The organism is Pseudoalteromonas sp. 1181_04, assembly GCF_052850545.1.
In genome coordinates this window covers 54,024-69,343 of record NZ_VXCS01000007.1, presented here as the reverse complement: position 1 = coordinate 69,343, position 15,320 = coordinate 54,024, and the positions used below count along the sequence as shown (strand labels likewise).

Here is a 15,320-nt window from a genome sequence, read left to right as displayed (position 1 = left end):
ATTCTATCGCTGGGCAAGTAATTGCTAATATAATCTTGGAGTTAATGTGTTTGAAACTAAAGAGTTTCTAAAGCTGATACTGGACACTGTTTCAGAACATATTGTTGTGATAAATGAGTCCGGAGATATTCAGTACATTAATCAAAGCTGGCGAGCGTTTGGAAATCAAAATAACGGCTCATGCAACTTAGATTGGTATAGCCAAAATTATCTTCGGGTTTGTGAACTTGCAGCCAAAGATGATGAATATGCATATACCGCACTAAAAGGGATTAAAAGTGTTATCACAAAACAGCAAGATGAATTTTATTTGGAGTATCCATGTAACAGTGATACTGAGCCTCGCTGGTTTATGATGCGCGTTGTGCCATTGCAAATCAAAGAGCAACGCTTCATTGTGATCAGTCATTTAAATATTACCGAACGCATATTGGCTGAGCAGCAAGTACATAAGTTAGCTCGTATTGATGGTTTAACACAAATAGCGAATAGACGTTGTTTAGATGACTTCTTACTCGAAGAGTGGAATCGATGTCAGCGACTCTCTTTGCCATTGTCATTTGCAATGATAGATCTTGATCACTTTAAAATGCTTAATGATAGCGCAGGGCATCTAGTCGGGGACGAGTGTTTACAGCAAGTTGCAAAGTTGCTGAACTCATTTTCACGCAGAACCAGCGATTTATGTGCACGTTTTGGTGGTGAAGAGTTTGCACTGGTGCTTGGTAATATTAAATTCGATGAAGCCACCGTGCTGCTGAAGCGTTTTAAAAGTGAATTAGCCCACTTAAAAATTAGTAATAATGGCGCAAATGCGAAAAATATTTTAACTGTTAGTATTGGCTTAGTCACACTGATACCTACAGCTAATAGCAGCCCAACAAAATTAATTGAAAAGGCTGACTCCTTACTTTATGAAGTGAAATATTCTGGCCGCGATGGCATGTTGGCGGTAGATGAAAGTTGTACTAGCGATAACCAAGTTCATTAATTATCGGTAGTGGTTACTTTGTTCATACTGGTAGTCGATTAATAGTTGAAGTTATTTTACAAAAACCAATGGACAGAATAAAAAACGAACATGTAAGTCTACATTTCAGTATATTTCTCATTGTAAATTCAACGATGTAAGTATTTACTGCAAACTAAAATATATGCTCACTTTGTACTTTACTATTACGGTTTTTACTTACCAACTCATCATTTATATAGACTTATTCTTCACTGGTGAAGTAGCTGCCAAGGGAGGCTATTTTGTCATATGACAGGATAACTTTCATTGATGTTTAGTTATTGAGTTTTAAAATCTATATTTTTTATAGCGACGGGTTAATTTTATCTACTGTCGTAACTCATTGTGTAAAACTATAATGAGATTATTAAAGAATGATTTTGAAATTTAGTTATATCTAATAACCATAACAAATAATCGCAGCGTTAACACATCTGACTTGAAATCCGTTAAACTGCATAAAAGCTTATCTTCGTATTAATTTAAGGCCGTCCTATGCGTCATGAAATTTGGCAACAGCTCCGCACCGAAGCAAATGAAGTCGTTACCCGTGAACCTCTGTTAGCAAGTCATGTGTATTCATGCATTTTAAATCATGAGTGCTTAGGGTCTGCGTTGAGCTTTATTGTTGCTAATAAGCTGGCAGACGCAGTGGTATCTGCATTTACTATCCGGGAGTTATTTGATCAGGCTTTTGTTGAATGTGATCGAATGCTTACTCATGTCGCCCATGATATAAAAGCCGTTAAAGATCGTGATCCCGCTGCCGATACATATTTAACTGTGATATTAAATTTAAAAGGTTTCCATGCAATTCAAGCACATCGACTCGCCCATTGCTTATGGTTACAAAACCGTAAAGAGCTCGCTCGCTTTATTCAAAGCCGTACCTCAGAAGTATTTGGCGTTGATATCCATCCTGCTTGTAAAGTCGGCCATGGTATTATGTTTGACCATGCAACTGGTATAGTGATTGGTGAAACAGCTGTTATTGAAGATAACGTCTCTATTTTACAATCAGTTACTCTAGGTGGTACTGGTAATGAAAAAGGTGATCGTCATCCAAAAATTCGCGCCGGTGTTTTAATTGGTGCTGGGGCTAAAGTGCTCGGCAATATTGAGGTCGGCGAGGGCGCCCGAATTGGCGCAGGCTCAGTGGTACTGAGCGCCGTACCACCACACACCACGGTTGTAGGCGTACCAGCTAAAATTGTTGGTAAACCAAATTGCCCCTGTCCAGCGCAAAGCATGAATCAAAACTTTTTAGAAGTTGAAGCTGAAAACGAATCGCACACCAGCGCAATGTTATAAATCAAAATTAACCATAAATGGAATTATAAATGAGTAATAATGGTTTGTTTTCTCGTGTGCTGGCGTTTGCTGCTGGCGTGGTTTTAACTTGGGGTTACTTTCAGTTGGCCTCAAGCAAGACAACACCTGTTCATACACTGCTAACACACGAGGTTGAGCAGCAACGCGATATAATGGCGACGGACGTTGAAACAGCTGTTGCTAATCAAGCAGCAAATTTTGCACAAGCGATTGATAGCAAAAAAATGGCCATTGCACCACAACAGCAAACGGCAGAAGAGCAACCGCTTGAGCAACAAGTGCAACAGCTCAAGCGTGAGTTACTGCAACAGCAAAAATTAGTAAAAGCTTACGAACAACAATTGCAAGCACCGTCCGATTTTGAACAAGCTTTGCTAGACAAGTTTACTGAGCAAAGTCGCAATGAAGAGTGGGCTTATCGTACCGAGACTGCCATGAAAGACTTTTTACAGATTGCTGATCTTGGCATCACCCCTGAATTGGTTAGTGCGCAGTGTAAAAGTTCGGTATGTAAATTTGAACTTGCAGCGCCAAAGGATGTAGATGATTTTGATCATACCCAATGGCGCGAACTCAACGATAAGTTGGTACAACAAGACTTTTGGCAGCAATTTAAAGTCAGTACTTCAAAATCAAGCGATCGCGATTTTTCATTATTATTAAGTACTGAGTCAGAATAACGAGCCTCAGCTGACACGAGCTTGAATTACGCCATCAGCAAGCTCGGTTACAATTAAATCACCTTGAGTTACTTGCTTAATAGACTTAATCACTTGCCCTTGCTCATTTTTAGTGATGCTATAACCACGAGCGAGTACATTGAGCGGACTTACAGATTCTAATCGGCTAGCCTGCATTGCGAGGGTATTTTGGGCACTGTGTAATTGTTGCTGCATGGTTTGTGTTAAACGCCCTTGCAGTTGCTGTAATTGATGACTTGCCTGAGTAATTTTGCGATCTGGTGAGCGCTGCATTAGTCGCGGCGTTAGATTATTTAAGCGGCGCTCATATTGATAGAGCCGATGTTGTATCGCCTGCTGTAATGCTACTGTCAATTCATCTAAACGTTGCGCTTGTTGATTTAACTGATTACGCGGGTGACATAATGTTAAACGGTGCTCAAGTGCTGTTGCAACGCTTTGCTTTGCAGATAACTGATGTTTAAACGCATTGGCTAAGCGATTTAATTGTTGTTGGATTTGATTATAAAGTTCGCTGCTATTGGGGCTAACAAGCTCTGCAGCCGCGCTTGGCGTTGCGGCGCGCACATCGGCAACATAATCGCTAATGGTGGTATCAATTTCATGACCGACAGCACTGATAATTGGTAGGTTACTGGCAAAAATAGCGCGTGCCAGTAGCTCATGGTTAAAGCACCATAAATCTTCTAGTGATCCACCACCGCGGCCTAAAATAATTACATCAACTTCATTGCGGGCATTAGCAATATTGATTTTATCAATTAATTGTAAGTGGGCGTCTTTGCCTTGCACCATGGCTGGGTAGATCACCACCTCAAGTTGTGGTGCACGGCGTTTTAGTACCGTTAAAATATCTTTGATAGCCGCCCCTGTGGCTGATGTAATAACACCAACACGATGCACAACCCCAGGCAATGGTTGTTTATGGGCGGAGCTAAATAAACCTTCGGCGGCTAAGCGCATTTTTAATTCATCAAACTGTTGCTTTAGTTGCCCTTCGCCAGCAGCTTCCATGTGTTCAACAATCAGCTGATAGTCACCACGCGGTTCATACAGCGATACTCGGGCTCGAACTGTCACTTGTGCGCCATTTTCAGGGCGATAGCGTTGGCCTCGATTGTTGCCTCGCCACATCGCCGCTTTTACTTGAGCGCGATCATCTTTGAGCGTGAAATACCAATGACCAGAGGCTGGTGTAATGAAATTTGATATTTCGCCGGTTAAATTTAACGATGCGAATCCTTGTTCGAGTACGGTTCTTATTTCTCTATTTAACCTAGAAACGGTATAAATCGTTTGCTGCTGGGATGTTACGGCCATAAAGCGACTCTAAAAAGCGATGATGGGGGTATTTTATCATAAATAATTGTGAAATCTTATTTACTCGTGCCCACAACGCTGATAAAATTTGGCCGCAATTCCTTAAACAAGATCCACATGTGAGAAGTTGCCAAAATGCTTAGAATTGCTAAAGAAGCTCTTACCTTTGATGACGTACTTTTAGTACCCGGTCATTCTACTGTTTTGCCACACACGGCAAACATTTCAACTCGCTTAACGCGTGGTATCAAACTTAACTTGCCGCTAGTTTCAGCATCTATGGATACTGTTACAGAAGCACGCTTAGCGATCGCGCTAGCGCAAGAGGGCGGTTTAGGTTTTATCCACAAAAACATGACAATTGAAGAACAAGCCAAAAACGTACGTAAAGTTAAAACGTATGAAGCGGGTATTGTTTCTTTCCCTGTTACTGTGACAGCGGATTTAACCATTGCAGATGCAATTGTACTTGCTGAAGAAAAAGGCTTTTCAGGTTTTCCGGTAACGGACGCTGAAAACGGCCTTGTTGGTATTGTTACCAGCCGCGATATGCGTTTCGAAACCAAGCTTGAGCAACCGGTTTCAACAGTGATGACTAAAAAAGAAAAGTTAGTCACTGTAAAAGAAGGTGCTGCGCGTGATGAAATCTTAGGATTAATGCACGAACACCGTATCGAAAAAATCCTTGTTGTTGATGATGCGTTTAAATTAAAAGGCATGATCACAGTAAAAGATTATCAAAAAGCACAAGACAAACCACATGCATGTAAAGATGAACAAGGTCGTTTACGTGTAGGTGCTGCTGTTGGTGTAGGCCCAGGTACTGATGAGCGTATTGCTGCATTAGTCGAAGCGGGCGTTGATGTATTACTAATTGATACCTCACATGGTCATTCTCAAGGTGTTATCGACCGTGTTGCACAAACTCGTCAAACTTACCCTGAACTACAAATTGTAGCAGGCAATGTGGCAACAGCTGAAGGTGCGATTGCGCTTGCCGACGCCGGTGTTGATGCAGTTAAAGTAGGAATTGGCCCAGGTTCAATCTGTACTACGCGTATTGTTACTGGTTGTGGTGTACCACAAATCACAGCTATCTCTGATGCTGTTGATGGCCTAAAAGGTCGTGACATTCCAGTGATTGCTGATGGTGGTATTCGTTTCTCAGGTGATATTGTAAAAGCACTTGTTGCTGGTGCATCATGTGTGATGGTTGGCTCAATGCTAGCGGGTACTGAAGAAGCGCCTGGTGAAGTCGAGCTTTACCAAGGCCGTTACTACAAGTCATACCGTGGTATGGGCTCGCTTGGTGCGATGAACCAAAAAGAAGGTTCATCAGATCGCTATTTCCAAAAATCAAATCAAGCAGACAAGCTTGTGCCAGAAGGTATTGAAGGTCGTGTGGCTTATAAAGGTCCAATCGCGACAATCATTCACCAACAAGTTGGCGGCCTGCGCAGCGCAATGGGTTTAACCGGTTGTGCAACGATTGAAGAATTAAACACTAAACCTCAGTTTGTACGTGTTACTTCAGCAGGTATGGGTGAGTCACATGTTCATGATGTGCAAATCACCAAAGAAGCACCTAACTACCGCTTAGGTTAATAGCTTCAAATCTATTAAAATTACTGGGCTAGCTTCGCTAGCCCTTATTTATTATAGTCATTCAGGTAACCTGAGTGCTAGTTCTTGACTAACGAGACCCTCAATGAGCAAAGACATTCACGATTCACGAATTCTTATTTTAGACTTTGGTTCGCAATACACGCAATTGATCGCCCGCCGTGTGCGAGAAATTGGTGTTTACTGTGAACTGTGGGCATGGGACGTAACGGAAGAGCAGATCCGTGAGTTCAATCCACAAGGTATCATTCTATCTGGTGGCCCTGAGTCAACAACCTTAGAAAACAGCCCGCGTGCCCCTGAGTATGTATTCAATGCAGGTGTACCTGTACTTGGTATTTGTTACGGCATGCAAACAATGGCTACTCAGCTTGGCGGTAGCGTTCATAGCTCTGATAAGAAAGAGTTTGGTTACGCGCAAGTTGAAAAAGTCGGTAACTGTGCATTATTTGATGCCATTGAAGACAGCATTACCGATGGCGGTGAAGGCATTTTAGACGTGTGGATGAGCCATGGTGATAAAGTAATGGAAATTCCAGATACTTTCAAAACCACAGCTAAAACATCTACTTGCCCACATGCGGCAATGTCTAACGAAGAAAAGCGTTTTTACGGCGTACAATTCCACCCAGAAGTAACCCACACTCATCAAGGCCAACGTTTGCTAGAACGCTTTGCGATTGATATTTGTGGTTGTGAAAAACTGTGGACTGCTGCAAAAATCATTGATGACGCCATAGAGCGCATTAAAGATACTGTGGGTGATGACGAAGTAATCTTAGGTTTATCTGGTGGTGTTGATTCATCAGTGGTGGCTATGCTTATTCACCGCGCGATTGGCGACCGTTTAACCTGTGTATTTGTTGATAACGGTTTACTGCGTTTAAACGAAGGTCAGCAAGTAATGGATATGTTTGGCAATAAGTTTGGCCTAAACATTATCAAAGTGGATGCCGAGGAATTATTCTTAGCGGATCTTGCTGGTAAATCAGACCCAGAAGACAAGCGTAAAGCGATTGGCCATACATTTATTAAGGTATTTGATAGCGAATCTAAAAAGCTTAAAAATGCAAAATGGTTAGGTCAAGGTACTATCTATCCAGATGTTATCGAGTCAGCAGCGTCTGCAACTGGTAAAGCGCATGTGATCAAGTCTCACCATAATGTGGGCGGCTTACCAGATGACATGGAAATGGGCTTAGTTGAGCCACTGCGTGAATTATTTAAAGATGAAGTACGTAAAATTGGTTTAGAGCTCGGTTTACCGTACGACATGCTTTATCGTCACCCGTTCCCTGGGCCTGGTCTAGGTGTGCGTGTACTTGGCGAAATCAAAAAAGAGTACTGTGACTTATTACGCCGTGCTGACGCTATCTTCATCGAAGAACTACACAAAGCTGAGCTTTACCATAAAGTAAGCCAAGCGTTCACGGTATTCTTACCGGTGAAGTCTGTAGGCGTTATGGGTGATGCACGTAAGTACGATTGGGTTGTTTCACTTCGTTGTGTAGAAACTATCGACTTTATGACTGCACGTTGGTCACATTTACCGTATGAGTTCTTAGGTCTGGTTTCAAACCGCATCATTAATGAAATCGACGGTATCTCACGCGTTGTTTACGATATTTCAGGCAAACCACCTGCGACAATCGAGTGGGAATAATTTTTAGGCCTGAAACGTCTGGCACTAACAGGCATTAAATCTTAATTAAGTCCGCGTAATTGCGGACTTTTTTTGTTTTTGGTTTAGTCATTTTTGGCAATGACAGGCAATGCCAAGCACGGTTTGACCGTGGTATTTTGATGGGTATGATTCATTGGTAATGCCATGGATTACGCCGATACAATTTCAACTAATTAGATTAAAGTCTATAAATATTACGATATCTTGTTTAATTAATTTGAACGAATTCGAGCATAGCGCAAAAAACGAGTCACTTTGGAGTTAGGTTTTGGGGAAAAATTTTCTATTTAAGTTAGTAACTAAAACAGTTACTTATATATGGTCGAGGATTCTCAATAACGACTAACAATAGATGTCGGTTAGTAAGTGCTTGAATGTTATCTAATTGATTGTAAATAAATGAGAAAATTGAAAAAATCGTGTTTTCTTGTTAGAATATATTAGTAGCTTTACTGGGGGATGTTTATATGAAACTCGAAACTCGTATGCGCCAGTCGATTCAACACCGTCGTGGAGTTGTACTATCTCGTTCTGATTTTGCTCCATTGGGAAGTAAGACCCAAGTTACACATGCATTGCGTGTGCTAGTGAAAAATGGTGAACTTCTTCGCCTTTCTCAAGGGGTTTACGCTAAAGCCAAAAGGGCGGGAAATGATGTAAAAGCGCAGGGTAGTCTTGATGTTATCATTCGTGAAGCAGCCAACAAATTAGGCTTCCAGCTTCGCCAAAAAGACTTGTGCTTTGAGACAGTAAATACATCACAAGGTGATATTATTGTTGAAGTCGATGCACCAAGAGTTAAGCGAAAACTTATCATCAATGGGAAGACTATTTACTTTCGTAGTTATGGCCGTAAGTCTGGTACTAAAAATACAGCATTCAAATTAGCAAAGACTCATCCTACTAAAGGGGTGGCTCGTTATGTAGCAGAGCTTGCTCGCTATTACAAAGTATCTTATTGCTACAACGCTATGGATCAGTGGGCTGATGCTGTAACTCGTTTAGCTGGTGATGAGGTGGTGCATGATACTGTCGAAGATCTTCTTATAGCTCTAAAACGTGCGGGTAAAATCACCAAGCAAGAAGTTGCGATGTTATCTGTCAATTACCTGCGGGAACAAAAACAAAGTGTTTGATCCGTTTGATGATTTTGAGCAAGTCGGTTATTTACGTAACCATCACGGTGTAAAAGACCCTGCAATTGTTCGTCAACTTGAGCATACAATGTTTCGTGCTGGTTTAGATGAAGCTTTAGTTTACTTAGCTGGAAGAGCGGATTTGTGTTACGAAGATTTCTTGGAAGTTCATAAGATATTATTCGAAGCATTCTATCCGTGGGCAGGTCAAGATCGTGCAATTACCGCTCCTAACTGTGCCGTGTCTAAGTCGGGTACTATGTTTTGCCATCCTCATCATGCTCGATTAGCTATTGAGCAGGGTCTGCGTCTCGGACAAAATGCAGAGACTATGCGTCAGCGTCCTGGTGAGGTTATGGGCTTTTTTGCGTATGGGCATCCATTTCTTGATGGGAACGGACGTACTATGTTAATTATTCATAATGAACTTTGTCATCGGGCAGGTTTTTCAATTGATTGGCATAAAACTAATAAAACGGATTACTTAAGAGCCTTAAGCGCTGAAATTGAGTCCCCATCAAAAGGGCTTTTGGATAACTACTTATGTCAGTTTATAGGTGGTACTCGAGATCGAGATCTTTGGGTGGAATCTATAAATGGTATTCGTGGTTTAGACGGTCAAAGTATAGAAAACTCCGTAGACGGTGAGTATACAGACACCGCCGTTGCTCAAAAGTACCAATCATTCGATATGAATAGGGGTCTGTGACAAAGCGTTGGAAGGACTGATTTAGACCAGAACTGACCAGTCTATACTCCAATGAACTCGATCAGATCCGCATGCACATCAGATAATCCTATGCTTGGCTGAAAGCCGAATTAAAGCGTCGACGGGCTGCAAAAAATCAAAAAAATTCTGCGCATGGTATAGATGATGGTATCGAGAAAAGCTAACTTTCTAACTAGCTGTTATTTTGATGGATTTTCTGCTCGTTGATATTCGAGTGGGAATAAACTTTTAAGAGGTTTTTGTAACTGATTATAAAACGGCGGATTAGTTGACTAATTCGCCGTTTTGTTTATTTAAAAAGCAGTTAAACTAAAAGAGTGATTTTTTTCTTTACCTTTAGCGAAACTTCTCTATAATTCTTCGTCATTGCAGGGGCGTAGTTCCAATTGGTAGAACAGCGGTCTCCAAAACCGATGGTTGGGAGTTCGAGTCTCTCCGCCCCTGCCACTTCTTCTTTACATAGCCTTGATTACTTCTTATATTGTTCCAGTGTTTAAGTCTACTGAGTTTTTATGCATCCACGATACGCAGCTATTTTTGGTATAGAAAACCTCGAACTAAATCAGCATTTCCGATTGCAGCCAGTCGCTGAACAACGTTCTGATGCACCAAGTGCAGCGCCGCAGGTAAATATAGAGCTAAGTACAACGCTATTGGCTGATTTAAATCGTGCTATTGCGCCATTAAAAATTAGCCAAGTAGTGCAAAGCGATAAGCTTGCATGGCATGATGGTCAATTGAGCTTACCAACCCAGCAGCTTAATGCTGATAATAAACGCGCGCTATGGGCGCTGATGAGCACACACCTTGATAACCTTTGAATCTGTTACTGAATTATCCATTGATGCGCTGATGCGTGTTGAGAACGCGTGTCACACTCATCCGTGGACAGTAAACACTATGCAATCATGTCTCGCTGGACGTTACTTTAATTTAGCTGCGTTTAATGAGCAGCAAATTATTGGTTTTTATATCGGTGAAAAAGCAGGGCCTGATTTTACTTTAATGGATATCTGCGTGGCACCTGATTTTCAGGGGCAGGGGATTGCCAAACAATTGCTTGCAGCGTTTATTGAATACGGCGAAAAACACCACGCTGAAAACTTATTTTTAGAAGTACGTGAAACCAATACTCGTGCCATCGCCTTATATGAGCAGGCAGGCTTTAGTGAAATGTCGGTACGTAAAAATTACTACCCAAGTAGTGACCCATCAAAAAATGGCCATGAAGATGCTATCTTAATGGGAATGACATTACTTTTTGGTTAATGACTGTTCTTGTTGCAAGGTATATTTTATCGCTTCAATTAAGCTCAGTGCTAAATAATCACGGCGGTTGTGATCACGGCCACGTAAATTATCTTCAAGTGTGGCCGCCGCATGGTGAATATTACTAAAACCAAAACAACCAGCACTGCCTTTTAAACTATGGGCCAGCGCTCTGAGCTGCTCCCACTCACCATTATTGTATAGCTGCGTAACGTCGGTTAAATAACCTGGCAGTTTTAAGCGATAGTTGTCGTTGATCTGTTGAAATTTTTCGCTGTTTAGCAAGCTATCCCATTTATTTTGGCTGTCTTTTTCAATATTTAAATAGCTAACAAGCACACTTTCTAAGGCATCTTTATCGATAGGCTTAGCCAGTGCTTCGTCGCAACCGGCTTGCAAATAGGTGTTTACGTCATCTTTCATAACATTCGCGGTAAGTGCAATGATCGGCCCATCGTAGGCTGCATGGCGGAGCATTTGTGTGGCTTCTAAGCCGCCCATTACCGGCATTTGCATGTCCATAATGATTAATTGATAGTCATTCACCAGCGCCATTTCAACAGCTTCTGCACCATTATTGGCTATATCAGGCTCAAGCCCCCATGTTTGCAGTAATAACTTGATTAGTACTTGGTTGTCAGGGTTATCCTCGGCGACTAATATATTGGCATCAAAGCTATTTTCTGCGAATGAAAGCTGTAAGTCCTTAGCGGGAGTTAATTGGCTTAACTCAGTCAGCATTGGCACTGTTTGTTGTTTATCAGCAGGTAAGTTACAGGCAATTTGCACGCAGAAACAGCTTCCTTGGCCTGGCGTGCTTGTTACATAAACATCACCACCGAGCAATTGTGCTAAATTTTTAGAAATACATAAGCCTAAGCCAGTGCCGCCAAAGCGTCGTGTTGTTGTTGTATCAGCTTGTTCAAAAGGTTTGAATACCCGTTCAACTTCTCGCTCTGACATGCCAATACCGCTATCTTTAATGGCAAATTCTATGAGTTGTAAATCACTGTTATAGGTAATATCTAATTCAATTAAACCTTGCTCGGTAAACTTCACTGCATTGCTGGCAATATTAATGAGAATTTGCTTTAAACGAGTGCTATCACTATTAATTATGCGCGGTAATGGTAAGTGAAAATTGATATTGCAGTTAAGTTTTTTCTCTTGTGATAAAGGACGAATAATCGAATCAATATCATGAACTAACTGCACAATATCTAGCGGTTCTTTTTCAACTGCTAATTTTTCGGCTTCGATTTTCGACAAGTCTAAAATATTATTGATGAGTTCAAGTAAGTGTTTAGAGTTACGTAATATAGTATTTAGGTGCCAAGCGTCGCCGGTTGTATTTTGGCTGTGTAATAGCTGCTCAGTAAAGCCCATGATAGCGGTTAGTGGTGTACGTATCTCATGACTCATATTGGCTAAAAAGCGGCTTTTTAATTGGTTCGCTTGTTCCGCTTGGGCAATGGCCACCTCGAGTTGACTATTCATGGTTTCAAGTGCTTTGGTACGGCTTTCGACTTTATCTTCTAAGTGATGTTTATATTCTTCAAGTTCGTCTTGATAATGACGAATTTGGTTCACCATGTGATTAAAATCATTAAATAATACCCCCACCTCATCATTATTATGGGCAGGCAAATATACCGACAAATCGCCGTCACCTACTCGATGGCTGGCTGCCCCAAGTAACTCAATTGGGTTAAGTAGTAAATTACGTACCACAATAAAAATCAGCATCGGCAGGGTGATCACTGAAATAATTACAATCAAGGCGGTGATCAAACTGATCGCTTTGCCGGATTGATAAAGCAAGGCTTTGGGGATGGTCGAGACATAATAATAACCGCCGCTCATTTGGATGGCGTAAATCATCCGTTCAACCTTATCAATACTCGATAACTCTATTGTTGAGAGCTTACCTAGATCGGCTAAGTCGTGAATTTGTTGCAGCTCATATTCGCTAATATATTGACCGCGCTTATTGTAGTCTGAGCTAAATAATATTTTGCCATTGCTGGTCAGTAATAAATTTAAGGTATTGTTATAGGGCGCTTCTAAAATGCTGGTATTTAAAATCGATGGCTCAACATGCAACACAATAAACCCTAATTGTTGCGGACGTTTAAGGTAGTAATCAGCACTGTAAATACGTTGAATAAAATACAAACTGGTAGTGCCATCTTGTTTTTGCACCATAAACTGTTGTTGGCGTAAGTTACTTTGTAAAACTTGTGAGAAAAATGGATAGCTGGTTGGTGCGGTATTTAAATTACTGGAGTAATAGGCGTCGCTTTGACCATCCGGAGAGACTAAATTTACGCTAACAATATCGGGGTAAGCTTCTGAATAGCTTGCAAATACATCCATTAGTGCACCTAGACGACGGGTGTAATTGCCGTTATCGCGTAAGTCATCTGCTAAAAAGTCACTTAGTACAGGGGAGGCCGAGAGTAACTTTGTAGTAGAGTGGAATGAATCGATGTAATTAAACATTTTTTGTTGTTGCTGTTCAACAAAACGGCTAACAATGAGCTCGGCTTGTTTTTGTGTGGAGCTGGTAACGTTGGTGAGAGTAAAGCCACCTAAAAACAATAACGGTAAAATCACCAAAGGCGTGATATACCATAATAATCTTATACTTAACTTACTTGTTCTCATACCCAAACAAAATATCCTCCATGTAATCTATCAATAGTATGCGTTAGCGTAAAATTACACAAGTTTAGTGCGTTCGCTGCAGCAAACGGGTTGAGCTGATTTTAAACCAAGTTATCGGCTAATTACTTGCAATCGTTGCTTTTTTGGCTAAGACAAACAAGGTATAATGTAACTAATTCTATTTTATATTTACAGTGCGTAGCGAAGACCTGTGCTTAGGTTTGTTTTTGGTTGCGCCTTGTTATGACTTAAAGCGGCTTACATGTCTAATTTATTAAACGAAATCAATACGCGACGCACGTTCGCGATCATCTCGCATCCGGATGCTGGTAAAACTACCATCACCGAAAAAGTACTGTTGTTCGGACAAGCTATTCAAAAAGCGGGTACCGTTAAAGGCCGTGGCTCTAATCAACATGCCAAGTCTGACTGGATGGAAATGGAAAAAGAGCGTGGTATCTCGGTCACGACCTCTGTTATGCAATTCCCATACAATAAAGCGCTAGTAAACTTACTTGATACCCCAGGACATGAAGATTTCTCTGAAGATACTTATCGTACCTTAACTGCGGTCGATTCATGTTTGATGGTGATCGATGCGGCTAAAGGTGTTGAAGATCGTACTCGTAAATTAATGGAAGTAACGCGCTTACGTACCACACCAATTGTCACATTTATGAATAAATGTGACCGCGATATTCGTGATCCGATGGAGTTGTTAGACGAAGTTGAAACAGAGCTAAATATAGCTTGTGCACCGATCACATGGCCAATTGGCTGTGGTAAAGAGTTTAAAGGTGTTTATCATATTCACCGCGGCGAGACCTTGTTATACAAAACCGGCCAAGGTCATACTATTCAAGAAGTACGCAGCATTAAAGGGCTTGATAATCCTGAGCTTGATGCAGCGATCGGCGATGAGCTTGCTGGGCAACTGCGTGAAGAGTTAGAACTTGTTATTGGTGCATCGCACGAATTTGATTTAGAGCTATTTTTAGCGGGTGAGTTATCACCAGTGTACTTTGGTACTGCGCTTGGTAACTTTGGTGTTGATCATGTGCTTGATGGCCTAACTGAGTGGGCACCAACGCCATTACCGCGTGAAACAGAAGACCGAACTGTTGTTGCAACAGAAGAGAACTTCACTGGTTTCGTATTTAAAATTCAAGCGAATATGGACCCTAAGCACCGTGACCGTATTGCGTTTATGCGTATTGTGTCGGGTAAATACAGCCAAGGCATGAAAATGAACCATGTGCGTATAGGTAAACAAGTCAGTATTTCTGATGCGGTAACCTTTATGGCGGGTGATCGTGAGCGTGCAGGTGATGCTTTTGCAGGTGATATTATTGGTTTACATAACCACGGTACGATCCAGATAGGTGATACCTTCACACAAGGTGAAAAGCTTAAATTTACTGGTATTCCAAACTTTGCGCCGGAATTATTCCGCCGCATTCGTCTGCGTGATCCACTTAAGCAAAAGCAATTATTAAAAGGCTTGGTGCAGCTATCTGAAGAAGGTGCAGTACAAGTATTTAGACCGCTTATTAATAACGACCTAATTGTAGGCGCGGTTGGTATATTGCAGTTTGATGTGGTTGTAGCGCGTTTGAAAGCAGAATATAACGTAGATGCTTTATACGAAAGCGTAAATGTAAATACCGCACGTTGGGTAAGTTCGACTGACGTTAAAAAGTTTGAAGATTTTAAACGTAAATGCGAAAGCAACTTAGCGCTTGATGGCGGCGATAACTTAACTTACATAGCGCCGAGTCGTGTAAATCTTAACTTATCAATTGAGCGCTATCCAGAAGTGACATTTAACCACACGCGTGAAAATTAG

12 protein-coding genes and 1 tRNA gene are annotated in these 15,320 nt (G+C 41.3%); 11 read left to right on the top strand and 2 right to left on the bottom strand.

All coding sequences use genetic code 11. The annotated features are described in order from the left end of the window. Nucleotides 1-46 precede the first annotated feature (46 nt). From FW757_RS07345 to FW757_RS07335, 3 genes are all read left to right on the top strand, one after another. Nucleotides 47-991: a sensor domain-containing diguanylate cyclase gene (locus FW757_RS07345; RefSeq protein ID WP_149982077.1), complete on the top strand. Its 945-nt coding sequence runs from the start codon at nt 47-49 to the stop codon at nt 989-991. 516 nt (nt 992-1,507) lie between these two features. Beyond that, a complete protein-coding gene (gene cysE / locus FW757_RS07340) occupies nt 1,508-2,323 on the top strand; it encodes a serine O-acetyltransferase (protein WP_149982076.1) in 816 nt (271 codons plus the stop codon). Nucleotides 2,324-2,352: 29 nt separating this feature from the next. After that, nucleotides 2,353-3,024, top strand: a complete 672-nt coding sequence (locus FW757_RS07335; protein ID WP_182767234.1) for a hypothetical protein — start codon at nt 2,353-2,355, stop codon at nt 3,022-3,024. A gap of 6 nt (nt 3,025-3,030) precedes the next feature. Here FW757_RS07335 and xseA read toward each other — a convergent pair whose 3' ends face one another. Next, complete coding sequence (gene xseA, locus FW757_RS07330) at nt 3,031-4,365, bottom strand: exodeoxyribonuclease VII large subunit (RefSeq protein ID WP_182717141.1); 1,335 nt, start codon at nt 4,363-4,365, stop codon at nt 3,031-3,033. Between the two features lie 135 nt (nt 4,366-4,500). Here xseA and guaB point away from each other — a divergent pair, with 135 nt between their 5' ends. The 7 genes from guaB (at nt 4,501) to rimI (ending at nt 10,807) form a co-directional block, all read left to right on the top strand. Further along, nucleotides 4,501-5,970, top strand: coding sequence for an IMP dehydrogenase (gene guaB / locus FW757_RS07325; RefSeq protein WP_149982073.1), 1,470 nt, complete (start codon nt 4,501-4,503; stop codon nt 5,968-5,970). Nucleotides 5,971-6,073: 103 nt separating this feature from the next. Further along, complete coding sequence (gene guaA / locus FW757_RS07320; protein ID WP_145235498.1) at nt 6,074-7,651, top strand: glutamine-hydrolyzing GMP synthase; 1,578 nt, start codon at nt 6,074-6,076, stop codon at nt 7,649-7,651. A 488-nt stretch (nt 7,652-8,139) separates the two neighbouring features. Then, nucleotides 8,140-8,808 (top strand): hypothetical protein, encoded by a 669-nt coding sequence (locus tag FW757_RS07315; protein WP_404688071.1) that lies wholly within the window; start codon nt 8,140-8,142, stop codon nt 8,806-8,808. After that, entirely contained in the window at nt 8,759-9,517 is a 759-nt protein-coding gene (locus tag FW757_RS07310) for a Fic/DOC family protein (protein ID WP_446441059.1), read from the top strand. The genes FW757_RS07315 and FW757_RS07310 overlap by 50 nt, the downstream gene beginning before the upstream one ends. A 391-nt stretch (nt 9,518-9,908) precedes the next feature. Continuing rightward, nucleotides 9,909-9,985 (top strand) — tRNA-Trp (locus tag FW757_RS07305). Between the two features lie 65 nt (nt 9,986-10,050). After that, entirely contained in the window at nt 10,051-10,359 is a 309-nt protein-coding gene (locus FW757_RS07300) for a hypothetical protein (protein ID WP_145235500.1), read from the top strand. Further along, nucleotides 10,346-10,807, top strand: a complete 462-nt coding sequence (gene rimI, locus FW757_RS07295; protein WP_182717138.1) for a ribosomal protein S18-alanine N-acetyltransferase — start codon at nt 10,346-10,348, stop codon at nt 10,805-10,807. The genes FW757_RS07300 and rimI overlap by 14 nt, the downstream gene beginning before the upstream one ends. Here the strand turns inward: rimI and FW757_RS07290 are convergent. Further along, nucleotides 10,793-13,474, bottom strand: coding sequence for a hybrid sensor histidine kinase/response regulator (locus tag FW757_RS07290; protein ID WP_182717137.1), 2,682 nt, complete (start codon nt 13,472-13,474; stop codon nt 10,793-10,795). The two genes, rimI and FW757_RS07290, sit on opposite strands and share 15 nt — an antisense overlap. Nucleotides 13,475-13,736: 262 nt before the next feature. Between FW757_RS07290 and prfC the strand changes: the two genes are divergently transcribed. After that, on the top strand, nt 13,737-15,320 hold the full coding sequence (prfC, locus tag FW757_RS07285; protein WP_145235504.1) for a peptide chain release factor 3: 1,584 nt from the start codon (nt 13,737-13,739) through the stop codon (nt 15,318-15,320).

Coding starts and splice junctions, on each gene's coding strand:
- cysE (WP_149982076.1), top strand. CDS start 1,508: ATGCGTCATGAAATTTGGCAACAGCTCCGCACCGAAGCAAATGAAGTC.
- FW757_RS07335 (WP_182767234.1), top strand. CDS start 2,353: ATGAGTAATAATGGTTTGTTTTCTCGTGTGCTGGCGTTTGCTGCTGGC.
- xseA (WP_182717141.1), bottom strand. CDS start 4,365: ATGGCCGTAACATCCCAGCAGCAAACGATTTATACCGTTTCTAGGTTA.
- guaB (WP_149982073.1), top strand. CDS start 4,501: ATGCTTAGAATTGCTAAAGAAGCTCTTACCTTTGATGACGTACTTTTA.
- guaA (WP_145235498.1), top strand. CDS start 6,074: ATGAGCAAAGACATTCACGATTCACGAATTCTTATTTTAGACTTTGGT.
- FW757_RS07315 (WP_404688071.1), top strand. CDS start 8,140: ATGAAACTCGAAACTCGTATGCGCCAGTCGATTCAACACCGTCGTGGA.
- FW757_RS07300 (WP_145235500.1), top strand. CDS start 10,051: ATGCATCCACGATACGCAGCTATTTTTGGTATAGAAAACCTCGAACTA.
- FW757_RS07290 (WP_182717137.1), bottom strand. CDS start 13,474: ATGAGAACAAGTAAGTTAAGTATAAGATTATTATGGTATATCACGCCT.
- prfC (WP_145235504.1), top strand. CDS start 13,737: ATGTCTAATTTATTAAACGAAATCAATACGCGACGCACGTTCGCGATC.